A 25,110-nucleotide genomic window follows, 5' to 3' on the forward strand; every position below is an offset into this window, starting at 1 on the left:
GGGGCAACGCGAACACCACGCGAGCACCACGCAAGCACGCATCAAACGTGCGCGTCCTGCCCCGTCACGGGCTGCACCGGCGGCCCCATGAACTCCTCCCGCAAGGCCTCGCGCGCGCTCTTTCTGCGCACCCACAACGCGGTGAGGATCGGCACGAGAATCGCGGTGACGAGACACGAGGTCGCGACCATCGCCGTGGCGGCCGGCACGAGCGGTTTGAAACGCGGAATCATCTCGCCGATGATCGCGGGATTCGCGACCGCCGCGCCCGCCGTCGACGACGCCGCGAGTCCCGCCGCGCCATTGCCGCCCGCGATCAGACGATCGGCGAGAATCAGCGGAATGCCGGTCACGACGATCACGCCGAGGCCCAGCATCACGCCCGCGAAACCGCTCGTCGCGATCACGTTGAGGTCGATGCCGTTGCCGAGCGCGAAGCCGAAGAACGGTATCAGCGGATGCACGCAGCGCCCGAACAGATCGCGTAGATCGTGATCGAGATTGCCGAGCACGAAGCCGACGAGAAACGGCAGCACTGCGCCCGCGAACAACCGCGGCTCGAAGAAGGCCACGCCCGTCGCGCCGAGAATGATCATGCTGACGAGCGGCCCCGATTCGATCGACATGAGCACGAACGCGCCCGCCTCTTCCTTCGTGCCGTATTGCTGCATGACGGCGGCATAGAGGCCGCCGTTGGTCATGTCCATCGAGGTCGTGATGGCGAGCACCGAAAGCCCCGCGAACAGCCCGGCCTTGACGCCGTCGGCGGGCAGATAGCGCGCCGCGACCAGCGTGGCGACCCACGCCACCGCCGTTTTCGTCGCGAGCAAGGTGCCCGATTTGCGCAGCACCGCGCCGGTCGCGCGCAGGTCGATGGTCGCGCCCATGCAGAAGAACCAGACCGCGAGAATCGGCACGGTGCCGGCGATCAGTCCATTGGTGAACGACCCGAAGTACTTGCCCGCGCCGGGCGCGAACGTATGCACGCAGGCGCCGAGCAGCAAGGGCACCAGCATCAGGCCGCCTGGCACGCGGTCGATGGCCTTCTTCAGCTTCATGCCTCCTCCTGGATGTCTCATCCACGCCGGATCGGCACGCACGCGCATGGCGTCCGGGTTCTAGTCGCGACTCCCTGACGAAAAAATATAGCAGCCTGAAAGGCGCGCGAATTCGATTTTTAATCGTTGCACGCTCATCGTTTACCCCGCAAATTCAAGGCGTTTTCCCACTATCTGGGGTTTGATGTGTCGTGAATATTTTCGCCGCGCGAATGCGCCCGATGCGAGCGCGCGGCGATTGAATCCGGTCGATCGACCGGAGAGCGTGAAGGACGGCGCGAACGCGCCGCCCGGTTCATTCGTGAGTTCAGCTTTGCGAACTGCTGCGCCAGCCCAGACCGAGACTTTTCTGCAGCGAGACGAAGTCCTTGAGCAACTGTGCCTGCGCCGACACCACGTCCTGCTGCGCGGTAAATTCGGCGCGCTGCGTATCGAGCAGATCGACGAGACTCGATGCGCCCGCGCGATAACGCTGGCGCATCAAAGTCGCCGAGCGCTCCGCCGACGCCTGCACCTTCTGCAAGGTCACCACATGATCGCGCTGATAGCCGTAGCGCGAGAGCGCGCCGTTGGCGTCCTGCAACGCGGCGAGCACGGCCTTTTCGTAACGCGCCTGCGCTTCGTCGCGCGAGGCTTCCGCGCCGCGCACCGCGCCGGCCGTGCGGCCGAAGTCGAGCAGGTTCCATTGCAGATACGGCACGCCCACCCAGCTGAAATTACTCTTGCGCGCGAGGTGGCCCGGATCGGCGGCCGTGAAGCCGAGATCGCCGAACAGCGTCAGCTTCGGAAAATAGTCGGCCACGTGCTGGCCGATCTGCGCGTTGCTCGACGCGAGGCGGCGCTCCGCCGCGCGAATGTCGGGACGCTGCGCGAGCACGGTCGCCGGATCGCTGACCGTGACCGTCGCGGGCAGCGTCGGAAACGGACGCGGCGTGGCCAGCTCCGCATCGAGCGCGCCCGGCGCCTTGCCCGTGAGCACCGCGAGCTGATCGAGCGACATCTCCACTTGCGACGCCAGCGGCGCGAGCCTCGAACGCGTGTTTTCGACCTGCGTGGTCAAGCGCTCGACGTCCACGTCGGCAGCCGTGCCGCCCGCGCGGCGCTGCGTGGTCAGCGTGAGCGACTGCTGCTGGATCTCCGCCGTGCGCTGTGCGATCGCGAGACGCTGCTGCTCGTCGCGCAGATCGATATAGGCCTGCGCGACTTCGGCCGCGAGCGACACCTGCGTGTCGGCGAGATCGGCGGACACGGCGTCGGCCTCGTCGCTGGCCGCTTCCACCGCGCGGCGCGTGCCGCCGAACAGGTCGATTTCCCACGAGGCGTCGAAGCCCACCGTATAGAACTGCAGCGGACCGCGCCCCGCCCCCGAACTGCCCGACGATTGCGAGAACGAGCTGAGATCGGGTTCGCGCATGCGCGGCGCGGCGGCCACCGCCGAGACTTTCGGCATTTCGGCGGCGCGCTGCTGCTGCAATTGCGCGCGCGATTCGCGCAACCGCGCCTGCGCGACGCGCACATCGGGATTGTGTTCGAGCGCCGCCGCGATCAGCGCGTTCAGTTGCGGATCGTCGAGCGCGACCCACCAGTCGCTCGGCGCGCGCGCCATCGTCACGCCTTGCGCCGGCGTGCGCACGAAGGTCGCGGCGCTCGCGGCTTCGGGCGCGACCGCGGGTGCGCCGCGATAGTCGGGGCCCACGGTGCAGGCCGCGAGCAGGCACGCGCCCGCGATCAGCGAGAGTCGCGCGACGGGAAGTGCGAACGGAAGTGCGAAAGGGACTGCGAAAGGGACTGCGAACGGGAGTGCGCGTGGAACGCGGTAAGAACGAGTTGCCGTCATGTGTCGAAAGTGAAAGCGTCAGTGGCCGGCGGACGGCGTCTTCGCGCCGGGCTGCGGTTTCTTGAGCATCAGCGCGAGCGGCACGCACGCCGCGAGCGCGATACCGAGCACCCAGAATGTTTCGGAGTACGTGATGACCATCGATTGCTGGTGGATCTGCGAAGCGATCTGTTCGAGCGAGATCATCTTCGAATACGCCATGTCGCCGGTCTGCGCGAACCAGCTGGCCGCGCCGCTCGCGACGCGTTCCTGACCGATCAGCGAATTCGCGCTGATCGACTCGCGCAGCATGGCCGTATGGAAGGTCTCGCGCCGATCGATCAGCGTGCCGATGATCGCGAGCCCCACCGAGCCGCCCAGATTGCGCGCCATGTTGTAGAGCCCCGCCGCATCGCCGGAATCCTCGCGCGCGACCGCCGCCATCGAGGCCTGATTCAGCGGCATCATCGCGAGCATCTGCGCCACGCCGCGAATGAGCTGCGACCACACGAAATCGTGGCCCACGCTTTGAGCCGTGAGCGAAATATCGAGCATGCAGCTCAGCGTGAACAGCAGCAGGCCGCTCACCACCAGCACGCGAAAATCGACTTTCGCGAGCAGGCGCGGCAGCACCGGCATCACGAGGAACGCGGGCAGCCCGGAAAGCAGCATGATCGCGCCCGACTGCTCCGCGTTATAACCGGCGACGAGGCTCAGGAACTGCGGCAGCAGATACGAAATGCCATAGAGCCCCGCGCCCACTGCCGAGACGATGATGATCACGCTCGCGTAACGCGGATTGCGCATCAACGAGAGCCGCAAGATGGGTTTCTTCGCGACGAACTGCGAGATCGCGATCAGCACCATGCCCGCGAACGACACGCAGGAGAGCGTGACGATCATGCTCGATTCGAACCAGCGCTCGCGCTGTCCTTCTTCGAGCACGACCGTGAGCGTGCTCAGGCCGACCGCGAGGCCGACGATGCCGAGCCAGTCGGCCTTGAAAAAGGCCTCCCAATGCGGACGATCGGCGGGCAGGCCCACGATCAGCAGCGTAATGAGCGCGATACAGACCGGCAGATTGATAAAGAAGCACCAGCTCCAGCTGATGTTTTCCGCGAGCCAGCCGCCCACCACGGGACCGAGCAGCGGCCCGAGCAGCACGATGAGCCCGAACACCGTCATGCCCACCGGTAGCTGCGAGAGCGGCAACCGCGTGCGGATGATGGTCTGCGCCGTGGGAATCATCGCGCCGCCGGTGAAGCCCTGGCCGATGCGGCCCGCGATCATCACGCCGAGCGTGCTCGACCAGCCGCACATCATCGAGAAGCCGATGAACAGCGCCGAATTCGCGAGCAGGAAATTTCGGAGTCCGAACACGCGTGTGAGCCACGCGGCCAGCGGAATCATCACGATCTCGGACATCAGATAGCCCGTGGAAATCCACGTGCCCTCGGTGCCCGTCGCGCCAATTTCGCCCTGTATCTGCGGCAGCGCCGAGTTCGTGATGGAGATGTCGAGCGTGGCCATCAGCGCGCCCAGCGCACCGGCGGCCACCGCGATCCAGTCGGCGACACCCGCGCGCTCGCCGTGCGGCTGCGGCGCGGCGGGCGCGTTGCCCGCGTTGCCGGCCTCAGCCACGATGGTTCTCGGCGTCGATGCGGCGATCGTCCTCGCTCGCGGAACGCGTGTCGACATCGACATTCACGGACATGCCCGGCAGCAGCACCGCGCGCGTTTCCGGCCCGATGTCGAGACGGATGCGCACCGGCACGCGCTGCACGATCTTCGTGAAGTTGCCGGTGGCGTTTTCCGGGGGCAGCAGCGCGAACTGCGCGCCCGTGCCAGGCGCGAAGCTGTCGACCACGCCATGCAGCGTGTGACCCGACAAGGCGTCGACGCGCATTTCCACGGGCTGGCCCACGCGCATGCGGCCGATCTGCGTTTCCTTGAAATTCGCCGTGAGATAGGTCTGCTGCACCGGCACCACGGTCAGCATGCGCGTGCCCGGCTGCACGTACTGGCCCACGCGAACCGTGCGATCGCCCACACGGCCCGCGAGCGCCGACGTCACCACCGTGTGGTCGAGATCGAGCTGCGACTGCGCGGCGCTCGCGCGCGCCGCTTCGAGCTGCGCGCGCGCCTGCGCGAGTTGCGCCGTGAGCGCGGCGGTTTGCGAACGTGCCGCCTCGACCGAGGCCGTGTCCGCCGCCAGCGTGGCCTGCGCCTGATCGCGCGTGCTCTTGAGTTCGGTGAGACGCTCGACCGTTTCCGCGCCCGTGGCCGCCAGCGGCGCGTAACGCGCGACTTCGTCCTGCGCATGACGCAGGCTCACGCGCGCCACTTCCTGCTGCGCCTGGGTCTGCGCGATGTTCGCGCGTTGCTGCACGAGTTGCGCCTCGGCGTGCTGAATGTCGGCCTGGCGCGCGTCGACGGTGGCGTTGGCCTGATCGAGCGCGACCTGATACTGGCGCGCATCGAGTTTCACCAGCGGATCGCCGGCCTTCACGGCCTGATTGTCGGCGACGAAGACATCGGTGATATAGCCGCTGACCTTCGGCGCGACGGTGACGCTGTCGGCCTGCAGATAGGCGTCGTCGGTGCTCTCGATGAAACGCCCCACCAGCCACCAGTGACCGAACCACGTTGCGCCCGCAAGCAACGCGACGACGCCGAGGCCGATCATGACGGCACGCTTATTACCGGTCTTTTTATCGGCCTTGTTATCGGCAGTTTGGATATCGCGTTTATCGGGCGAATTGGCGTCGCCCGACGCATCTCGTCCCGGCGCGCCCGCAGTCGTTGACATGTTTTTGCCAGCCTTAATTTATTCCAGTCGGCAAAATTATTCCATCCGGCAAAATTGTGTCAAGTGATATATTTCGAAAGCTCAGACCGCCACTCGAATCACATGAACGACACGAAACCGCTACGCCGCCCCAAAGCGGGCGGCTACGCCCGCGGCGACGAAACTCGCCGCAAGATTATCGAAGCGGCCATCAGCTTGTTTGGCCAGCACGGTTTCGAAGGCGCCTCGACCCGCGATATCGCCGCACGCGCGGGCGTCAACGCCCCCGCCCTCCAGTACTATTTCGAAAGCAAGGAAGGCCTCTACTGCGCGTGCGCCGAATCGCTCGCCGACGAGTCGTGGCAATCGTTCGAGCCCGCCGTGCTGCGCGCGCGCGCCGTGCTCGACCGCGACGGCAGCACGGCCGAGATGATCGACGCCTTCCTCGACATTCAGCGCGCGGTCGCCGACCGCACCTTCGTCAAGCGCAGCGACCCCGACCAACGGCTGTTCTTCGCACGCGAACAAGGCGGCGGCGAGCCGGCGTCCGGCTCCGAAGTCCTGCGCCAGCGCGTGCGCGCGCCGCTCAACGACGTGAACACCACGCTGCTCTCCCGCATCAGCGGCACGCGCGCGGACGATCCGCTCACCGTCATGCGCATGCTCAGCCTCTACGGCCAGTTCCTGATGTTCTATATCGCGCGGCGCGCAACGCTGACGACGCTGAAATGGGACGACATCGACGCTGAAAAGGCCGAGTTTCTGAAAGCGAACGTTGCCGATCAAACGCGTGTGCTGCTCGAACACTGGAGCCGTCAGGGCGGCACGGACGGCGAACAAGGCGCTGAGCAGCGCATTGAGAAGAAGGCGGAAGCAACGCCCGATCAAGCGGCGGCTTCAGCGCCCCAAAAGACGCGCGCCGCGAAAGCCGCCGCACAATAAGCGAACACACTGCGCGTTTCCTTAAAGAAACGCGAGCGACGATTCATCGCTTATCGGAAACAAGGGAAACCCGCACGCACGCGCGAGTTTTCCTGGTTTCCGATGCGAAACGCACGGCGATGCGCATTTCGGCGTGCTACTGTTAAAAACCCTTTCACCCACTCGCCACCCGCGCGCGATCGCCATGTCCCCCACTACCGCTGTCGTCAGTATTCTTGCCGCCCTGCTGCTGGGCGCCATGAGCCCCGGCCCCAGTTTCGTGATGGTCGCGCGCAACGCGATCGGCCTGTCGCGCCGCGACGGCGTCGCCACCGCGCTCGGCATGGGCGTCGGCGCGATCTGCTTCGCGGGTATCGCGCTCGCCGGTCTCTATACGCTGCTCGCCACCGTGTCGTGGCTCTACGCGGGCCTGAAGATCGCGGGCGGTCTCTACCTGCTCTATATCGCCTCGCGGATCTGGCGCGGCGCGGGCGAGCCGATCGCGATGAACCGCGATGTCGCGGGCGGCACGCGGCCCGGCAAATCGTTCTGGATGGGCCTCACGACGCAATTGAGCAACCCGAAAACCGCCGTCGCCTACGGCAGTATTTTCGTGGCGCTGCTGCCGCAACATCCGCCGACGTGGTGCTACTTCGCGCTGCCGCCGCTCGTGTTCGCGATCGAAACCGGCTGGTACACCGTGGTCGCGCTGTGCTTTTCGAGCCAGCGTCCGCGCGATCTGTATCTGCGCGCGAAGGGCTGGATCGACCGGCTCGCGGCGGGCGCGATCGCCGCGCTCGGCCTGCGCCTGATTCTCAGCGCCGGACGCCGCGGGATCTGAAGCGCCGGGCGCGCGACGCGCCCACCCAACGCGCGCCCGCTCAGCAATCGGCCCACATGCGCAGCAGATTGTGATAACAGCCGGTGAGCTGCACGAGCGATTCGTCATTGGCGTTCTGCATCGTGAGCCGCTGGATCGCGACATCCATATCGAGCAGCAGCGCGCGTTGCGCATCCTCGCGCACAAGGCTTTCGATCCAGAAGAACGACGCGATGCGCTCGCCGCGCGTCACAGGCTCGACCTTGTGCACGCTCGAACCCGGATACAGGATCATGTGCCCGGCGGGCAGCTTCACGCGCTGCTCGCCGTAGGTATCGCGAATCACGAGTTCGCCGCCGTCGTAGCTGGCCGGATCGGCGAGAAACAGCGTGGCGGAAAGATCGGTACGCACACGCTCGCGCGAAGCACGAATCCCGCGCACGGCATTATCGATATGGAATCCGAATGATTCTCCGCCCGCATAGCTATTGAACAGCGGCGGATAAATGCGCTTGGGCAGCGCCGCCGACATGAACACCGCATCTTTCGCGAGACGGTCGATGATTTCATCGCCGATCTCGCGGGCGAGCGGATCGTCGCCGGCGAGTTGCCGATTATGTTTGACGCGCTGCGATTGCGCGCCCGCCGTCGCCTTGCCGTCGATCCACTGCGCCGCGCGCAGCCGCTCGACCAGCACCTTCGATTCCTGCGGGCTGAATACGCCCGGAATTTCCACGATCATCGTTTCACTCTTTGCATCGTCATGAATGCGCGAACGGCGGCACCTCTGGCGACGCGCCGCCGTACCGCTCACGAACACGGGTTAGAAGCGCACGTCCGCCGACAGCAGCACCGTGCGCCCCGCGCCCGGCACGCCATAAAGCTGGAAGCCGTCGAGCGACGCGCCCACCGCCGAGTAGTAGAACGTGTTGAACAGGTTCTGCACGTTGAGGCTCAGCGAGAGATTCTTGTTGACCTCGTAGCGCGCCGCGAGCGAATGCAGCCAGAACGCGGGCGCTTTCTCCGCGTCGTACACATAGGCCGGATGCGTGCCGTTCGCGCCGCTCACCGTGCTGCTGTTATTGCTCTGTCCTCCTACGTATTCGTTGTCGGTATAGCGGCGCGTGCCCACGTACTGCACGCCGTAGCTCACCGAGAACTTCGGCGTGACCGCATACGAGGTCCAGAGATTGAAGGTCGCGTTCGGCACATTGGCCGGACGCTGGCCTTCGTTGATGCCCTTCGTGATGCGCCCGCGCATCGCCGCAAAGCCCGCGAACGCCGACCACTTCTCGGTGATATTGCCCGACACGCCCAGCTCGATGCCATCGACACGCTTGGGCGGCAACTCGCGCACCACGCTCGACGTCGTATCGCCGTAATCCCACGAATCGCTGAGTTCGGTGCGAAACAGCGCGCTCGTGATCGACAGACGCCGGTCGAGCAGATCCCACTTGGTGCCCAGTTCCCACGTCTGCGCGACGGCCGGTTTGAGGCTCGCCGTGGCCGCCGAGGTCGCGCCATAGATCGTGTTGTTGGTCGTCGCGCCCACCGCCGAAGGCTGCGCCGCGCGCCCATAAGTCGCGTAGATGCTGCCGAACGGCAGCGGCTTGTACGTGATGCCGATGCGGCCGCTGAACGCGCCGTCGCTCGTCGTCAGCACCGAATGCGCATTGGCCGCGCCGCTCACCTGCTTGACCCAGAAGCGGTCGTAACGCGCCGCGCCTTCGACGATCCACTTCGGCGTGATCGTCACGGTGTCGCGGATATAGACGCCCGCGTCGTTCACCGCCGCGTAGTCGCCGGTCGTGCCTTCCATCGTGTTCACGCCGCCCATGCTCGTGCCATACGCGTTCGTGAGATCCATCACGGGATTCGTCGATGGCGCGAGCACGCTGCGTGGCAAATCGCCATAACGCTCGTGATAGAACTCCGCGCCGATCACGACGTCGTGATGCAGCCCCGCCGTATCGAACGACGTATTAACGTTGGTCTCGTTGGCGAGAATGTCGTAGCGCTTCGAGGTGCCGTAGTTATTGCCGCGCAGCACCGCGAGCGGCGAGAGATTCGGGTCCGCCGCCACGCCGCTATACGAGAGCACGCCCGACGCGCTCGTGACGAGCGAGCCCGTGCCCACGTATCCGTACGACGTGCCGCTCGTCGAATTGAAACGTGCGGGCGCGAGCACCGTGGTGCGATCGGTCTGCTCCCAGCGCGTCATGTTCGAGATGCGCAGATTGTCGTTGAAATCGTGCTCGATCTTCACGCTCGCGCGGTTGGTGGTCGAGTGATCCTTATAGAGATCCGGGTCGCCGTACCAGCCGTTGCGCGGCACGCCGGGCATGCGCTGGCCGCCCGTGCCGCGCTCGATCGGCACGCCGGTGTCGGGCACGTTGTTGTCCTGCTGATGGAAGTAGTCGAGCGTCACGCGCGTGGGCGTGCCGAGCCCCATCGCGAGCGAGCCGGCCACGCCCCAGCGGTCGTCGTGCACGTTGGCGCGCTCGTCGACATCCTGCGTGTGGCGCATGAGATTCAGGCGCAGCGCCGAATGCTCGCCGATCTGCTTGTTGAGGTCGGCGGTCACGCGTCGATAACGCGCGGACCCGAGCGTGGTCGCGAGGTGATACGCATCGTTGAGATGCGCTTCCTTCGTCACGAGATTGACGCTGCCGCCCGGCGCGGCCACGCCCGATTCGATCGTGCCGGTGCCCTTGAACACTTCGACGCGATCCACGTCGAAGGTGTCCGAACGGCTTGCGAGCCCCGCGTCGCGCAGACCGTCGATCGTGATGCTCTGCTCGCCCGAAAAGCCGCGGATCGTGAACATGTCGCCCCAGCCGAGATTGCCCTCGCCCGACGTGAAGGTGATGCCCGGCACGTTCTTGAGAATGTCCTGGAGACTTTGCGCCTGCTGCTCGTCGAGCACGCGCTTGGGCACGATCGCAATGCTCTGCGCGATATCGAGCAGCGGCGCCGTGAACTGATCCGACTCCACGTACTTCGTCTGATAAGGCGAGCTTTTGCCGCTCACGTTCACGGCGGGCAGCGTGGTGCTGGCTGCGGGTGCCTGTGTGGTTTGCGCTGTCTCTGCGGCTTGCGTCGATTGCGCGTGCGCCGCCGTGAGCGCGACGCACCCGAACGTCGCGCCGAACAGATTGATCAGCAAGCCCGACGGACGGCCTCGCGTTCCCCGATTCAACTGCATGTTGTATTCACCCCAATGACCTGTTGGCATCGCCATCGCAAATAAGAATGATTGCGATTTGCAATGGTAAGAATTCGGGCATCAAGAAAACGTTAAGATCGGGGTTCGATCGGGCAGGCAGGCCGCCGGGCGCCGTTTTCCGACACGAAAAAATATTTCGCTTCGGAAACTTGACAATCTATCTTCCAGTAGATAAATTAACACCCATGGACACGCAATCGACCGTACGCGAACAGCTTCTGGATCACGCCATCACCTTGATGATGCTGCGGGGTTACAACGGCTTTAGCTATCGCGACCTGTCGGAGCTGGTGGGCGTGAAAACGTCGAGCATCCACTACTACTTCCCGTCGAAGGACGACCTGGTGCTCGAAGCGGTGAAGCAGTACAGCGAAGAAGTCGTTCGCGCGCTGCAGTCGATCGACCCGGTGCTGCCCGCGAACGAAAAGCTGAGCCTGTACACGCGTTTCTTCGGCAAGACGCTCGGCGACGGCAACCAGATCTGCCTGTGCGGCATGCTGGCCGCCGACATCGAAACGCTGCCGGAAACGGTGCGCGAAGCGGTGCAGGCGTTCTTCCGCACGAACGAGGCGTGGCTGGCCAAAGTGCTGGCGCAAGGCGTCAAGGAAGGCACGCTGATCGCTCGGGACAAGCCCGAGAGCGCGGCGCGCACGCTGTTCGCGGCGCTGCAGGGCAGCGTGATCGCGAGCCGGCTGTTTCACACGAAGTCGCGTCTGGAAGACGTGGAAGCCATGTGGCGAGTCGCGGCCTGACGGGCGAAGCGGCGCGGCCACAGGCACGAATGCAGAACCGGGGCGGCTCGCCGCCCCATTGCTGGACCCTGATATCTATCTTCTGGTAGATAGTGATGCAGAAATGTTGCAGTAACACTTGCGTCAACATATCTATCTAGTGATAGATAGCATTAGAAGCATAACGATGACGATCACGCGTACGCCACGAATGATTGTTATCGTCGCTGTAGAACCTGTCGCGAAGATCGCCATCGATCTGGACGACTAACGAATCAACCTTGTTGCTTGACCTATCGTTTCTCACACAGGAGAGTCAGTCATGTCGATCGAAAAAGTCCTCTACACCGCCGAAGCCACCGCAACCGGAGGCCGTGATGGCCGCGCCGTCGTGCCCGAGAGCAACCTCGACCTCAAGCTCACGACGCCGCGCGAACTGGGCGGCGCAGGCGGCGCCGGCACGAACCCCGAGCAGCTGTTCGCGGCCGGTTACAGCGCGTGTTTCATCGGCGCGATGAAGTTCGTCGCGGCGCGCGACAAGATCGCCATTCCGGCGGACGTCTCGGTCACGGGCCGCGTCGGCATCGGCCAGATCCCGAACGGCTTCGGCATCGAAGTGGAACTGCGCGTCTCGCTGCCGGGCATGGACCGCGAAGCCGCTCAGGCGCTGGTCGACAAGGCTCATATCGTGTGCCCGTACTCGAACGCCACGCGCGGCAACATCGACGTCACGCTGACGATCGCTTAAGGCCGCGAGACGATCGGAAGCTGCATCGGGAAACCAAAGTTTTGCTGATTGTTTTCCCGATTTCCGATCGGAAATAAACGGGCCGCGCCGGATCATCTGCATGATCCGGCGCGGCCCGTTTGTTTCGTGTGTTACCCGAAGGTTTTCTCGTTTTCCGATGGGAAACGCGAGCGCTCAAGCAGTTAAGCGGTCGAACCTTCAGCCCGCGGCGTCGAACAACGCCGCCATCAAGCCGCTCGCGCGCTGCACGCGGGCGCAGACCGCGCGCTCCAGCACCGAGCGCCCTTCCGGTACGGCCAGCGTGAACCACGTGCGCGCGCGCGTGATGCCCGTGTAGACGAGTTCGCGCGTGAGAATCGGGCTGTACGTATCGGGCAGCACGAGCGCCGCGTGCGTGAACTCCGAACCCTGCGACTTGTGAACGGTCAGCGCGAACACGGTTTCCACGCCCTGCAAGCGGCTCGGCGACACCCACTTCACGCCGCCCACGCCATCGCCCGACGGAAACGCCACGCGCAACACCGGCGGCGCGCCCTCGTCCACCGGCAAATCGAGCGCGATGCCGATATCGCCGTTCATCAGCCCGAGTTCGTAGTCGTTATGCGTGACAAGCACGGGCCGCCCCGCGTACCAATCGCCGAGCGGATCGATCAGGCCGTCTTCCTGAAGCAGCCGTGCGACGCGCCGGTTGAGTCCCTCCACGCCCCAGGCGCCGCGCCGCAACGCGCAGAGCAACTGGAACTGCGTATGCGCCTGCAAAACCGCCGACGCCCATTTCGCCAACGCTTCGGGCGTCGCGCCCGCCTCGGGCCGCAATTTGCGCATGGTCGTCAGATAGTGCCGATAGCCTCGGCGCTCTCCTGCGGGCGCGCCATCCTCGCTCACGTTGCCGTCGGTGATCAGCGCGCGCAACGGCGCATCGTCGCCTGCCGGGCAGACGAGACGCGCGAGATCCGCGTAGCCGCGCGTCCAGATCTTCGCCACGCCCGTGGCATCGCCCGCATTGACGAGATCGGCCAGCGCGCCAATGCCGCTTTCCGACGCGAAGCGATGGCTTTCGCGCAGCATCGCCACGGCCTGATCGAGCGGCATGCCGTGCGCGTCGAGCATCGCATCGTCGATGCGCTCGCCGGTGGCCGCTTCGAGCCACGCGCGCGTGGCCTCCGTATAGTGGCCGTCGCGCGCGCGCTCGCAGAGTTCGCCGAGCACCGCGCCCGCTTCGACCGAGGCCAGCTGGTCCTTGTCGCCGAGCAGGATCAGACGCGCATTCGACGGCAGCGCGTCGAGCACCGCCGCCATCATCTCCAGATCGACCATCGACGCCTCGTCGATCACGAGCACATCGACGGGCAGCGGATTGCCCGCATCGTGACGGAAACGGCGGCTGCCGGGCCGCGTGCCGAGCACGCGATGCAGCGTCGTCACGACGGTGGGAATCGCGCTGCGCAGCGCCGCCGCGTCCACGCGTTGCGCGAGCGCGTCGAACGGCAGACGCTCGACGGCGCCCGCGATCGATTCGTTCAGGCGCGCGGCGGCCTTGCCGGTCGGCGCGGCGAGGCGAATGCGCAGCGGCCGCCCGCCCGTGCCTTCTCGATCGAGCGCGAGAGTTTGCAGGAGTGCCAACAATCTCACGACCGTGGTCGTCTTGCCCGTGCCGGGACCGCCCGTGATGATGCTGAAAGCGCTGCGCGCCGCGAGCGCGCAGGCGAGCTTCTGCCAGTCCGCGCCCTTCGCTTGCGCCGGTCGCGACACGAACAAGGCATCGAGCGCGGCGCGCGCCGCCGCGGCGGGCAGCGCCGCTTCGAGACGCGGCCCCCGCGCGAGCCGCGCTTCGATTCCGGCACGCACGTCCTGTTCATACTGCCAATAACGGCGCAGATAGAAACGATTGCAGGCCAGCACAAGCGGCGCGCTGTTTTGCATATCGTTTTGCGTATCGTTCTGCGCATCGTTCTGCGTATCGTCTTGCGTGCCGTCGTGCCAATGCCCGACCAGTTCGGGCGCGTCGAGCGCCGCGCGCCAGCGTTCGAGCGTCACGCCCGCCAGCACCTCGGCGGGCGGCTGCGGCGGCTCGGCCGTGGGCGTTTGCGGGCCGTCGGGCGGCAGCGACAGCGCGAAGGCGGGATCGTCGAGCGTGGCCTGCAAGTCGAGACAGACGTGACCGCGCCCGAGCTGATGACTCGCGAGCGCGGCGGCCAGCAGCAACAGCGGCGGCGCATCGGGCGTCTCGTCGAGCAGAAAGCGCGCGAACGCGCCATCGAGTGTGCGCAGCCAGCCGCGCTCCACCCAGCGGTCGAGCGTGGCGAGCATCTGCGCGGCGGATTCGCAGGCGTTCGCGCGCGGCGCGGCGGGCTCTGCAGGCTCTGCTGACGCTGGCTTCGCAGGCGCGGGCTGCGCGTCCTGCTCGATCTCTTCCGGCAGGAACGCGTCGAACAGATCGCCGGTCGTGCCGATGGCGCCTTTCGGCAAATCGCTGCGCGTGTTACGTCGCGGGCTCATGCTGCATCCTCAAGCGCGTCGTGATGCGCGAACAGCGCATCGAGTCCTTCGATCAGCTCGCGCGGCGGGCGCTCGCAATGCAAGCCCTGACTCGGCGAGCGGCCGCCGCGCAGGAACATGTAGACCGCGCCGCCCACATGCCGGTCGTAGTCGTAATCGGGCAAGCGCGCTTTCAACAGACGATGCAGCGCGAACAGATACAACGCGTACTGCAACTCATAGCGCGAATGCAGAATCTGCGCGCTCATTCTCGATTCGGTGTACGCATCATCGTCGGCGCCGAGCCAGTTCGATTTATAGTCGGCGACGTAATAGCGGCCCTCGTGCTCGAACACCAGATCGATAAAGCCCTTGAGCATGCCGTTCAAACGCGTGGCGTCGAGCGGCGGACGCGGCGCGCCGTCGAGCGTGAACTCAGTCACCAGCGCGTCGAGTTCGAGCGTGTTCACCCTGTGCGCCGCGACCCAGAATTCCATTTCCGCCATATACGAGGCGCTATCGAGTTTCGCAAGCGTGACGGGCGACACCGCTTCGCCGTCGATCGACGGCAAGCGCAGCGGCGTGCCGATCAGCCCGAGCATCCACGACGTGAGCGTATCGATCCATTGCGACCAGCCGCGCACGTTGCAGCGTCGCGCGATCATGTCGCGCAGCCGCGTGGCATCGTGCGCGACTTCGGCGAAGCCTTCGTTCGCGACCCATTCGATCAGTTCGTGCAGGAAGCTGCCGGCATCGGCGCCACGTTCGAAGCCGTGCATCGGCGCGCCCTCGGGCGCGAGTTCCGCCGACGTTTGCAGCGCGTCTTCCGCATCGGCGTCGTCGAGAATACGTGCGTCGAGCAGTTCGCGAAACACGTCTTCGCTGCGCGTGTCCGGCGCGATGTGATCTTCTTCGGCCATCTGCGCGGCGTACGCGACCTGTGTGCCCTCCACGGTCTTCAGGCTCGAATAGCTCGCGATCCACCACGGTTCGCGGCCACGGCGCGGGAACATGCGCGCGCGTCCGCGCACGACGCCCGGCCCACGCAACGCGAAAGCTTCATGGCTCGGCGCGGGTGCTTCCATGACGTCGATATCCGTGCACGCGCCACGCAGATCGTTTAGCAGTACCGCGCTTTGCTCGGCGGGCAGCTGTGCGCCGCCGCCCATCAGATAGCCGAACGCGCTGCCCTCCACGTTCTGCACGGGCGCATAGCCGATCCACGTCGCGTAGCGCGCGCGCGTGAGCGCCACGTAGAGCTTGCGCAGATCCTCGCCGAGCCGTTCGCGGTCGGCCTGCGCGAGCACGGCGTGATCCGCTTCGAGCGTCACACGCAGATTGCCCGCCTCGTCGTGCCACTTGAACGGCACGTCGTCGGCCTTCACCGCGCGATGCGCGCAAGCGAACGGCAGAAACACCAGCGGATATTCGAGGCCTTTCGACTTGTGGATCGTCACTACCTGCACGAGGCCCGCATCGCTTTCGAGCCGCAACTGTCGCGCGTCGCCGCCTCCGCCCGCGCTCTCGTCGTCGCGTTGTTCGTCGAGATAGCGGATCAGCGCGTGCTCGCCGTCGAGCTGCGTGCTCGCCTGCTGCAACAGCTCGGCCAGATGCAGCAGATTCGTGAGCGCGCGCTCGCCGTTCAGGCCCGCCGCCGCGCTCGCGCCAAGCAGACGCTGCGGCACATGAAAATCGTTGAGCAGGCGGCGCAGCATCGGCAGCACGCCCTTCTTGCGCCACACTTCGCGATAGCCGCGGAATTGCAGCACGCGCGCCTCCCACGCGATCTCGTCGCGGCCGAGCGCATCGAGTTCGTCCCAGCTTAAGCCGAGCGATCCGGTTGCGAGCGCGCTGCGTACGAGGCGGCCGTCGTCGGGCTCCGCGCACGCGCCGAGCCAGTAGCGCAGTTCCTCCGCTTGCGGCGTTTGATAGACGGAATCGCGATCGGACAGATAGACGCTGCGCACGCCGCGCGCCGCCAGCGCTTCGCGGATCGCGCGCGCCTCGTCGCGATTGTTCACGAGCACGGCCATGTCGGCCGGCTGCAGAGCCTTCATGCCCTGCTCGCCTTTGAAGCCCGCCGCGCCCTCTTGCCCGAGATTCAGCAGCCGCGCCATTTCGGTCGCGCAACTCGCCGCCATGCTCGCGAAGTACGCGGTCTTGCTCAACGGCTTGCCGTCCGCCGAACCGGGCAGCCACCACACGTTCAGCGCGGGCACGGCGGCACCGGATGCGATCAGTGCGTCGGGGCGTCCCGCCGCATCCGCCGCGACGAAGGGCAGCGCATTGGCTTCGCCCGGCGCGCCGCGAAACAGAAAGGCGCCGCTGCCTTCGGGACGCTGTTCCGCCGCCTCGAAGCAGCGATTGACCGCATCGACCATCGCGCGCGTGGAGCGGAAATTCTTCTTGAGCGTATAGAGCCGCCCCGCACAGGCCTCGCGCGCGCGCAGATACGTATAGATATCCGCGCCGCGAAACGCATAGATCGCTTGCTTAGGATCGCCAATCAAGACGATAGCCGTCTCGCTCCGGTTCGCCTGGATCGCGTAGACCGCGTCGAAGATCTGGTACTGGACCGGATCGGTGTCCTGGAACTCGTCGATCAGCGCCACCGGATACTGCTTGCGGATGATCTCGGCCAGACGCGCGCCGTTGGGCTTTTTGAGCGCGTCGAGCAGACGCGTGAGCAGCTCGTCGAAGCCCATCTGCGAGCGGCGCGTTTCTTCCTCTTCGAAGCGGCGCGCGATCCAGCGCGCGGCATGGCAGAGGATCGGCAGCTTCGCCGTGGGCCGCGCGGCCAGCGCCTCGCGCAATGCTTCCATCGCCACGAAGCAATCGTGTTCGGGCGGCGGGCCGTCCTTCCAGATTTCCGCGAGACCGGCGGGCGTGAGACGCGTCCACACGGCGGCATCGTCCTTGAAACCCGGATGCAGGCTGTCGGGATCGTTCGCCCATTCGCGCAGCTTGCTGAACCACGTTTCGCAGTTGCGCGTGTTGAGCTTCTTGGCGTCGAACAGTTTCTTTTCGCGCGCAGCCGCGAGCAGGCCTTCCGCTTCGTCGATGCCCGCGCGCCACGGCGCCTTCAGCAATTCGAGCGCGTCGTGCGCCTGCTTGCGGGCTTCGCTCAAGGCGGCGGCGGGCACGTCGGCATCGGGCAGCAGATTGGCGTGACCGAGCAGGCTGCGAACCGCGCCGTGCAACGCGTCGGGACTCGCGAACCACGCGCGCACCTGCGCGGCATCCTGCGCGTCGAGCGGCGCGAGAAACGTGCGCCAGTAATCGCGCACGACTTCGGCGCGCAACTCGGTCTGATCGGCCTCCAGCGTCTGCGAAAACAGGCTGTCGCTGTCGAAGGCGTGTTCGCTGAGCATGCGATTGCACCAGCCGTGAATCGTCGAGACCGCGGCCTCGTCCATCCATTCGGCCGCGAGTTGCAGGCGCCGCGCGCAGGCGGGCCATTGTTCGTGCGGATATTCCTCGCGCAAGTCATGCAGCAGATCGGCGCCCGCCGCGCGCAACGGCACGTCGTCGGGATCGGCGCGGAAATACTCGGCCGCTTCGATCAGCCGCGCGCGGATGCGGTCGCGCAGTTCCTTCGTCGCGGCGTCGGTGAAGGTCACGACGAGAATTTCCGGCGGCGTGAGCGGGCGCATGGCGGGCCGTGCGTCGGCTGCGATCCCGTGGTTCTCGTGTTCGTGCTCGTGCTCGTGGAATTCGTCGAGCGCTTCGAGTCCGTCGAAGTCTTCGTCGTCGGACTCGTCGTGCGCTGCGCGCGCGCCCGTATGGCCCAGCACGAGCCGCACATACAGCATCGCGATCGTGAAGGTCTTGCCCGTGCCCGCGCTCGCTTCGATCAGGCGGCTGCCGTAAAGCGGAAACGACAGCGGTTTCAGTTCGTTCGGGATCATGTCGTCGGCTGGAATCATGCGGCATCTCCCGCGCTCTCCGCGGAACCCGCGGAAGCGCCTTTCTTCTTCGATGAGGCGAGCGGCGCACGCTGCACCGGCAGCAGCAGCGTGGACGCCAGCGTCGCGAATTCGTCGCCGGCGATCAGCGTGTCGAAGTCGGGGAACGCGCGGCGCAGATACGGATTCGTCTCGCACTCGCCCGCCATGCGCGCCGCGCCTTCGAAGGCCGTGCGCGCCGCTTCCCACGCTTCGGCGGGCACCGCGCCCGACGCCGCGTCGTAATCGCCCGGCAATTTGCGCAGCCACGCGAAGGCCGTTTTCACCGCGAGCGGCAACGGCCGCCGCGAACCTTCGTCCCACGCCGCGAGCAGTGCGAGCAGCCACGCACGCGCGGTCTCGCGCGCCAGCGGCGCGAACTCGGCCACGCCCACCTTGCTCACCACGACCGTCGTCACTTCGCCCACCGCAAGCTGCGCGGCGACGTGTGCGACCCAGTACGCGACGAGCCGTTCGCCGCGATACTTGTTGTCCTTGACGAGCGTGCCCGGTTCGAGAATCACACGCCCGAGCAAGCCGTCCTCGCCTTCGCGAATATCGTCGAGCCAGTCCTGCACGTCGAGCGTGCGGCCTTCGCGCTGCGCATCCAGACGAATTTCATATTGATCCGTGCGCAGACGCGGCCAGCGCGCCAGCGCCTTCCGATATTCGATGAACAGTTCTTCCATCGGCGCGAGCAGTTCCTCGCCGATCACTTCGCCGAAGCCGCCGCTCGCGAGATCGCCGCTGCGATGCATGCGTTCGAGCCGTTCGCGCGCGACCGGCTCGAGATCGGTTTCGCCGCGCTCCATCGCCGCCACCTGCGCGCGAATCAGTTCGCCCTGCAGTTGCCACGCCTGCAACGCATCGACTTCGAACGGCTCGTGGTTCTCGCTCGCTTCGTCCTGCATTTCGAGCGCGACGCGCAGACGTTGACGAAAGAAGTTGCGCACCGGATCGCGCAGAAACTCCGCGAGTTCGCGCAGCGAAAGCGGCTCGTCGCGCTCGGGCGCGGGCAGCGTCGGCGCATCCGCGTCTTGCGATGCGCCCGACACGTCGTTCGCAAACGGCGCGGGACGGCTCCATTCGTGCGCAAAGGTGTACAGCGGCGCATGACGCGGATCGGCGGGAAAGTAGTCGGCGCTGAACGGCTGCAAGCGATGTTCGATCGTGAGCGCGTGGATCAGCGCATCGGGTTTGCCAGGTTCGTCGTCTTCGGTTTCGAGCCGCCAGCCCGACTTGATGTGATCGCGCAACTGCGCGACCAGCACCGAGGGCGGACGCGGCGTGTTGTCGGTCACGCTACGGCCGACCCACGAGATATGCAGATGCTCGCGCGCGGACAGCAGCGCTTCGAGAAACAGATAGCGGTCGTCCTCGCGGCGCGAACGGTCGCCGGGACGATAGTCGCGCCGCATCAGGTCGAAGTCGAGCGGCGTGCGGCTGCGCGGATAATCGCCGTCGTTCATGCCGAGCAGGCACACGTGGCGAAACGGAATCGCGCGCATCGGCATGAGCGTGGCGAAGGTCACCGCGCCCGCGAAAAAGCGCTGCGAGAGTCCGCCGCCGTCGAGCTGGCCGAGCCAGTTTTCGGCGACGATGGCGAGCGGCAGCGCGTCCGTGAGTTCGGCTTCGCTGCACGCGTCGCGCCACGTTTCGAGCGCGCTGTCGAGGCGTTCGAGCGTGTACGCGTCCTCGCCTTCGTCGGTGGCGAAGAAGGTCGTTTTCAACGCGCGCAGACGCTCGCACCAGACATCGACGCTCGCCGGTTCGCGCAGCGTGCGCCAGGCGTCGTCGAGCGCATCGATCAGGCGCGTGAGCGGGCCGAGCAAGGCCGCATCGAGCCCGCCGATCTCCGCATACGGTTCGATGCCGCGCCACGCGCTCGCGCGGTCGCCGGCCGCATAACCGAGCAGCATGCGGCGCAGCCCGAAGGCCCAGCTATTGGGCGCGCCGCTTTCGCCGTTCGGCAGCCCGAGGCTCGCGCGCTGTTCGGCATGCAGGCCCCAGCGGATATTCGCGCCGTCGATCCAGTTGCGCAGCGTGGGCACATCCTCGGCGTCGATCTCGAAGCGCGCGCGCACGGCGGGCACTTCGAGCAGGTCGAGCACGTCGCTCACGGTGACGCGTCCGTGCGGCAGCGCGAGCAGCATTTCGAGTGCGCCGATCAGCGGATCGAACGCGCGCTGCGCGCGGTCCGCGACGCTGAACGGGATGTAGCGCGGATCGTCACTGTCGACGAGACCGAACACCGCCTGAATATGCGGCGTATAGATCTCGATGTCGGGCACCATCACGATCACGTCGCGCGGACGCATCGCGGGGTCGGCGGCGAAGGCGGCGAGCAGACGGTCGTGCAGGATCTCCACTTCGCGCTGCGCGCTGTGCGCGACGTGAAAGCGCACCGACTCGTCGGTCTGCGGATCGACGGCGGGCCAATGATCGCGCGTTTCCGGCAGCGGACGCAGATCGCGAATGTCGTCCTGTAGCTGTTGCAGCAGCGTATGCGCGTCGGCGCCGTCGAACAGATCGATACGCTGGCCGATACGCGTGAAATGCGGCGTATAGGTCTCGCGCGCTTCGTCGCTGTCGTATTCGTCGAGCAGGCCGATGAAGTCGCGCCCCTGCTTGCCCCACGCCGCCAGCAAGGGCTGCGCGTGCAGATGCAGTTGCGATTCGTCGAGCACGGCGGGCGCGCCCGCGCGGCGGCGCTGACGCGCGTGACGCGCGCGCAGCAGATCCTGATCGGCGACGATATCGGCCCAGTAATGCATACACGGGTTATGCACGCAAAGCAGCACCTGGCTCCAGCGCGCGAGCGCCGCGAGCACTTCGAGCGACTGGCGCGGCAGGCTCGAAATGCCGAACACCACGAGACGGCGCGGCAGGCCGCGCGGCCTCGGCTCGCCTTCCTGCCACGCTTGCGCGCGGCGCATGAAGAGATCGTGCACGGCGGCGCGGCCGGTTTGCGCGAGCGCGCTGCCGGCGGGCGCGCGCTCGCTCACGTCGGCGAGCAGCGCGCGCCAGAGGGCGGCTTGCCAGCGCGCGTCGTCGGCGAGCGGCACGCGATTGTTGCGCGCATCGATCACCACGTCGTCGTGATCTGCCCACGCCGCCAGCCAGTCGGCGCGATACACCTGGTACTGGTCGAACAGGTCGGCCACGCGCTGCGCGAGCTGGAAGCACTTGCGCTGTTCCTCGTCGTTGGCCATGAAGCGCTTGAGCGGCTCGTAACCCGGCTCGTCGAGCAGCGCGGGCAGCATGCGCATCAGGCGCCAGACGAGACGCGACTTGTCGAACGGCGAGACGGCCGGCACCGCCTCCTCGCCCAGCACCGCGCGATAGACCTGCCAGAGAAAACGCGAAGGCAGCGACATTTCCAGCGCCGCCGCGATCCCGCAGCCGCCGTCCTCGGGATTGGCCGCGAAGGCAAGCTTGAGCCACTGCGCGATGCCGTTACTCTGCACCAGCAGCATTTCTTTTTCGAGCGGCGCAATGGGATGCTGGCCGATCCACTGCACGATCAGATCGCGCAGCCGTTCGGGCTCGTTGCCGTGAACGAGCATCAGGCCGGGCGGCAAGGCGCGCGCGTTCAAACGCGGCTCCCCGGCATCACGCGAGCGGGACGGGAAAGAAGATCGAGCGGGTGGAATGCGGCCATGTCGCCTGGTCGTAGATGTCGCAAATGTTGCCGATAGGAAACTCGGGCGCGGCGCACGGTTTCCCATGCTGCCCAGAAGTTTCGCAAAGGAAACCCGTCGCCCGATGCGACAGTTTACGACATTGGCGGCCCGGACGAGGCCAGGTTTTCAGGCCGTCCCAGCGCGTCTCAGGCCGCGTGTGCCTGCGAATCCAGCATCGCGTCGACGACCCGGATCACGTGGGCCGCCGTGATCGCCGTCGTGCACTGATAACGCATGGCGTCGTGCGCGTGGCGCGGGCACCAGCCGAAATCGCCGTCGAATTCGACGCGCGTGTCGTTCGCGCAGCTATTGCAGGCGTGGAAGTTAATCACGCGCCAGGGCGTGCGGAACTCGGTGTGCGGATGCGAGAAGCCGCTGATCATCGTGACGGGCGCGCCCACCGCCCACGCGAGCCACGACAGCCCGCTGCCCAGGCCGACGAAGCCCGCCGCGTGCGCGAGCAGGCTCGCCCGCTCCTGCAAGGGCCGCTCGCCGGTGTAGTCCTCCGCGCCTTCGGGCATCGTGTTGAGCGCGCCGGGCAAGCCATATTCGCGATCGCGGTCGATGCAGAGCACGCGATAGCCGCGCGTGTTCAGATGCGCGACGAGCGTGCGCCAGCCGTCGGGATGGTTCCAGTATTTGCACTGCGTGGAGGCCTGCGCGGCAATGCAGATATAGGGTTCGGCGATCGTGCGCGCAGGCTGCGCGACGACGACATGCGGACGCCGCTCGATCGCGTCCACGCCCAGCATGTGCGAGGCGAAGTCCTGCAGGCTGCTCACGCGCGGATCGGTGGGCTGATGGTCGCGGTCGGCGTAAGGCGAATAGCAGCCCACGCGATAGGTCGCATAGGGGGCATCGGTGGCATCGGTGCCTCGGCCCGTTTCGCCGCTATCCGCTGCGTGTTGCGCCGTCGTTTCCGATACGAAACGCAGCGCCGGATAGCCCGCCTCGAACAGCGCATGCAGATACGGCCGCATCACCACGCTCACCGTGCAGCCATGGCGCTGCCGGAAAGCCTCGATGGCGGGCACCCAGGCGATGGCGTCGCCGAGCGCGCCCGAGCCGATCACCATCCGCACGTGCTGGCCGGCCGCATCGTATCGATGCTCGAACACGCGCCGCGCGCCGTCGAACACCTCCAGCAGAAACCGCACGAAATACTTGCGGCGGCTCGCGACGATCTCGCCCGCCCCGGCTTCGGCGTCGAACACGAGATTGCCAGTATCGAGATCGTGCAGGCGCACGCGCCAGCCGGCGCGCGGCACCTGCACGCGGCAGCCATAGTTGAAGTCGTAGCGGATGCCTTCCGGGCCGCTCAGCGCGGGCGCGTCGACGCGCGCGAAAGCGGCGGCCGCGCGGCCGCGCTGCTTATCGGAAACTTGTTGATCTTCGGAAACGTTTTGCGTGCGGGAAGGCAGCGGGGGCGGCGTATTCATGATGTGGGGGGGCTCCGTCGGCGTGCGCGCCGGATCATAGTACGCGCCGCCTTCCCCCTACGCCCACGCAGATCAACAGATCGCGTGTTTTGCCCCCCGCGCGCTCAGGCCAGCGTGGCCGCCGCGAACTTGCCGATATCGGTGGCCGGATCGCGCAGCGCCGCGACATCCAGCGTCTTGCCCGAGCCCACCAGCTTCTTGCCGCAGAGGAAATCGGGCATCGAGCTGACCGCGTCGACCGCCAGCAGCGCGCCGTTCTTCAGGTAGTAGACGGCGAAGCGGCGCGCCGCCGGATCGCCGCGCAGCACGGTCTCGTCATAGCCTTCGAGCAGGCCCACGGTCTGCAGCTTGAGTTCGTACTGGTCGGACCAGAACCACGGCGCATCGCAGGCCGGACGCGGCTTGCCGACGATGGCCGCCGCCGCGAGCTTCGCCTGCTCGACCGCGTTATGCACGCTTTCGAGACGGCCGGTGCGGCTGTAGTGCGAGAGCGGACGGCTCGCGCAGTCGCCGATCGCGAACACGTCGGCGTCGGACGTGCGCGCGTCGTCGTCGACGCGAATGCCGTTTTCGCAGACGATGCCCGCCGTCTCGGCCAGCCCCACATTCGGCACGATGCCGATGCCGATCAGCGCCAGCGTGGCCGGCACGACTTCGCCGCCCGCGAGCTGCACGCCCGTGAGCTTGCCGTTTTCGCCCACCAGCGCCTCGATCTTCGCGTTCAGGCGCAAATCGACGCCCTGCGCGCGATGCAGGTCGGCGTAGAACGTGGACACCGTTTCGCCCGTCACGCGGCCGAGCACGCGCGGCGCGGCTTCGAGCACGGTCACGGCGTGGCCGAGCTGGCGCGCGGCGGCCGCCGCTTCGAGGCCGATATAGCCCGCGCCGATCACGACCAGTTTTTCGCCGGGCTGCACGCGTTCGCGCAGCACGTCGGCGTCGGCGAGCGAGCGCAGCGCGACCACGCCCGCGAGGTCGTGGCCCGGCACCGTCAGCGCGCGCGGCAGCGAGCCGGCGGCGAGAATCAGCTTGTCGTAGTGCAGGCTGCTGCCGTCGCTGAGCGTGAGCGTGTGGCCCGCGCGGTCGAGCGATTGCGCGCTCACGCCGAGCTTCAGCTCGATGCGCTGATCCTCGTAGAACTGGCGCGGCTTGAGCCAGAGGCGCTCGACATCGGCCTCGCCCTTCAGATACGCCTTGCTGAGCGGCGGACGATGATACGGCGGCACGGGCTCCTCGCCCACCAGCACGATGCGTCCTTCGAAACCGTATTGACGCAGCAGCGCCGCGGCGTTGCCACCCGCGTGCCCTGCTCCGACGATCACCACCGTGCTGCCCTGTTCCTGCATGTCCGCTCCCTCAGGTGTGCGTGCGCGCGGCCCGCGCGCCTTGTTCGTGTTTCGTATCGGCGTCGCCTGTTTCGTTCAGGCGCGCTTCGAACCCGCCATTTTCGCATCGGAA

15 protein-coding genes are annotated in these 25,110 nt (G+C 66.5%); 4 read left to right on the forward strand and 11 right to left on the reverse strand.

All coding sequences use genetic code 11. The features are described from left to right. Window positions 1–41: 41 nt before the first annotated feature. The 4 genes from kdgT to LDO54_RS09465 form a co-directional block, all read right to left on the reverse strand. A complete protein-coding gene (kdgT, locus tag LDO54_RS09450; protein WP_224009508.1) occupies window positions 42–1,058 on the reverse strand; it encodes a 2-keto-3-deoxygluconate transporter in 1,017 nt (338 codons plus the stop codon). Window positions 1,059–1,365: 307 nt separating this feature from the next. Further along, entirely contained in the window at window positions 1,366–2,895 is a 1,530-nt protein-coding gene (locus LDO54_RS09455) for an efflux transporter outer membrane subunit (RefSeq protein WP_224009511.1), read from the reverse strand. An 18-nt stretch (window positions 2,896–2,913) separates the two neighbouring features. Continuing rightward, a complete protein-coding gene (locus LDO54_RS09460) occupies window positions 2,914–4,515 on the reverse strand; it encodes an MDR family MFS transporter (RefSeq protein WP_415774395.1) in 1,602 nt (533 codons plus the stop codon). After that, on the reverse strand, window positions 4,508–5,683 hold the full coding sequence (locus LDO54_RS09465; RefSeq protein ID WP_436975539.1) for an HlyD family secretion protein: 1,176 nt from the start codon (window positions 5,681–5,683) through the stop codon (window positions 4,508–4,510). The genes LDO54_RS09460 and LDO54_RS09465 overlap by 8 nt, the downstream gene beginning before the upstream one ends. Window positions 5,684–5,785: 102 nt before the next feature. On the opposite strand from LDO54_RS09465, the gene LDO54_RS09470 reads away from it, so the two are divergent. Continuing rightward, window positions 5,786–6,604: a CerR family C-terminal domain-containing protein gene (locus tag LDO54_RS09470; RefSeq protein ID WP_224009515.1), complete on the forward strand. Its 819-nt coding sequence runs from the start codon at window positions 5,786–5,788 to the stop codon at window positions 6,602–6,604. 184 nt (window positions 6,605–6,788) lie between these two features. Continuing rightward, a complete protein-coding gene (locus tag LDO54_RS09475) occupies window positions 6,789–7,424 on the forward strand; it encodes a LysE family translocator (RefSeq protein WP_224009517.1) in 636 nt (211 codons plus the stop codon). Between the two features lie 40 nt (window positions 7,425–7,464). On the opposite strand, the gene LDO54_RS09480 is transcribed toward LDO54_RS09475, so the two are convergent. Then, a complete protein-coding gene (locus tag LDO54_RS09480) occupies window positions 7,465–8,145 on the reverse strand; it encodes a Fe2+-dependent dioxygenase (protein WP_224009519.1) in 681 nt (226 codons plus the stop codon). A gap of 81 nt (window positions 8,146–8,226) precedes the next feature. Next, the gene (locus LDO54_RS09485; protein WP_224009521.1) at window positions 8,227–10,608 is read right to left on the reverse strand and encodes a TonB-dependent receptor; all 2,382 of its coding nucleotides are present in this window, start codon (window positions 10,606–10,608) and stop codon (window positions 8,227–8,229) included. A gap of 206 nt (window positions 10,609–10,814) precedes the next feature. On the opposite strand from LDO54_RS09485, the gene LDO54_RS09490 reads away from it, so the two are divergent. After that, window positions 10,815–11,381, forward strand: a complete 567-nt coding sequence (locus LDO54_RS09490) for a TetR/AcrR family transcriptional regulator (protein WP_224009523.1) — start codon at window positions 10,815–10,817, stop codon at window positions 11,379–11,381. 301 nt (window positions 11,382–11,682) lie between these two features. Beyond that, entirely contained in the window at window positions 11,683–12,108 is a 426-nt protein-coding gene (locus LDO54_RS09495; protein ID WP_224009525.1) for an organic hydroperoxide resistance protein, read from the forward strand. Window positions 12,109–12,306: 198 nt separating this feature from the next. Here the strand turns inward: LDO54_RS09495 and recD are convergent, their stop codons facing one another. The 5 genes from recD to LDO54_RS09520 form a co-directional block, all read right to left on the reverse strand. Beyond that, on the reverse strand, window positions 12,307–14,607 hold the full coding sequence (gene recD / locus LDO54_RS09500; protein WP_224009527.1) for an exodeoxyribonuclease V subunit alpha: 2,301 nt from the start codon (window positions 14,605–14,607) through the stop codon (window positions 12,307–12,309). Continuing rightward, window positions 14,604–18,512 carry an exodeoxyribonuclease V subunit beta gene (gene recB / locus LDO54_RS09505; RefSeq protein WP_224009529.1) on the reverse strand — a complete coding sequence of 1,303 codons (3,909 nt, stop codon included), beginning with the start codon at window positions 18,510–18,512 and terminating at the stop codon, window positions 14,604–14,606. The genes recD and recB overlap by 4 nt, the downstream gene beginning before the upstream one ends. After that, a complete protein-coding gene (gene recC / locus LDO54_RS09510) occupies window positions 18,509–22,126 on the reverse strand; it encodes an exodeoxyribonuclease V subunit gamma (protein ID WP_224009531.1) in 3,618 nt (1,205 codons plus the stop codon). The genes recB and recC overlap by 4 nt, the downstream gene beginning before the upstream one ends. Window positions 22,127–22,359: 233 nt before the next feature. After that, complete coding sequence (locus LDO54_RS09515; protein ID WP_224009533.1) at window positions 22,360–23,652, reverse strand: autotransporter strand-loop-strand O-heptosyltransferase; 1,293 nt, start codon at window positions 23,650–23,652, stop codon at window positions 22,360–22,362. A gap of 104 nt (window positions 23,653–23,756) precedes the next feature. Continuing rightward, window positions 23,757–24,998, reverse strand: a complete 1,242-nt coding sequence (locus LDO54_RS09520) for an NAD(P)/FAD-dependent oxidoreductase (protein ID WP_224009535.1) — start codon at window positions 24,996–24,998, stop codon at window positions 23,757–23,759. Window positions 24,999–25,110: the final 112 nt, after the last annotated feature.

This window comes from Paraburkholderia tropica (assembly GCF_914484835.1).
Lineage (GTDB): Bacteria > Pseudomonadota > Gammaproteobacteria > Burkholderiales > Burkholderiaceae > Paraburkholderia > Paraburkholderia tropica_A.

Coding starts and splice junctions, on each gene's coding strand:
- kdgT (WP_224009508.1), bottom strand. CDS start 1,058: ATGAAGCTGAAGAAGGCCATCGACCGCGTGCCAGGCGGCCTGATGCTG.
- LDO54_RS09455 (WP_224009511.1), bottom strand. CDS start 2,895: ATGACGGCAACTCGTTCTTACCGCGTTCCACGCGCACTCCCGTTCGCA.
- LDO54_RS09465 (WP_436975539.1), bottom strand. CDS start 5,683: ATGTCAACGACTGCGGGCGCGCCGGGACGAGATGCGTCGGGCGACGCC.
- LDO54_RS09470 (WP_224009515.1), top strand. CDS start 5,786: ATGAACGACACGAAACCGCTACGCCGCCCCAAAGCGGGCGGCTACGCC.
- LDO54_RS09475 (WP_224009517.1), top strand. CDS start 6,789: ATGTCCCCCACTACCGCTGTCGTCAGTATTCTTGCCGCCCTGCTGCTG.
- LDO54_RS09480 (WP_224009519.1), bottom strand. CDS start 8,145: ATGATCGTGGAAATTCCGGGCGTATTCAGCCCGCAGGAATCGAAGGTG.
- LDO54_RS09485 (WP_224009521.1), bottom strand. CDS start 10,608: ATGCAGTTGAATCGGGGAACGCGAGGCCGTCCGTCGGGCTTGCTGATC.
- LDO54_RS09490 (WP_224009523.1), top strand. CDS start 10,815: ATGGACACGCAATCGACCGTACGCGAACAGCTTCTGGATCACGCCATC.
- LDO54_RS09495 (WP_224009525.1), top strand. CDS start 11,683: ATGTCGATCGAAAAAGTCCTCTACACCGCCGAAGCCACCGCAACCGGA.
- recD (WP_224009527.1), bottom strand. CDS start 14,607: ATGAGCCCGCGACGTAACACGCGCAGCGATTTGCCGAAAGGCGCCATC.
- recB (WP_224009529.1), bottom strand. CDS start 18,512: ATGATTCCAGCCGACGACATGATCCCGAACGAACTGAAACCGCTGTCG.
- LDO54_RS09515 (WP_224009533.1), bottom strand. CDS start 23,652: ATGAATACGCCGCCCCCGCTGCCTTCCCGCACGCAAAACGTTTCCGAA.
- LDO54_RS09520 (WP_224009535.1), bottom strand. CDS start 24,998: ATGCAGGAACAGGGCAGCACGGTGGTGATCGTCGGAGCAGGGCACGCG.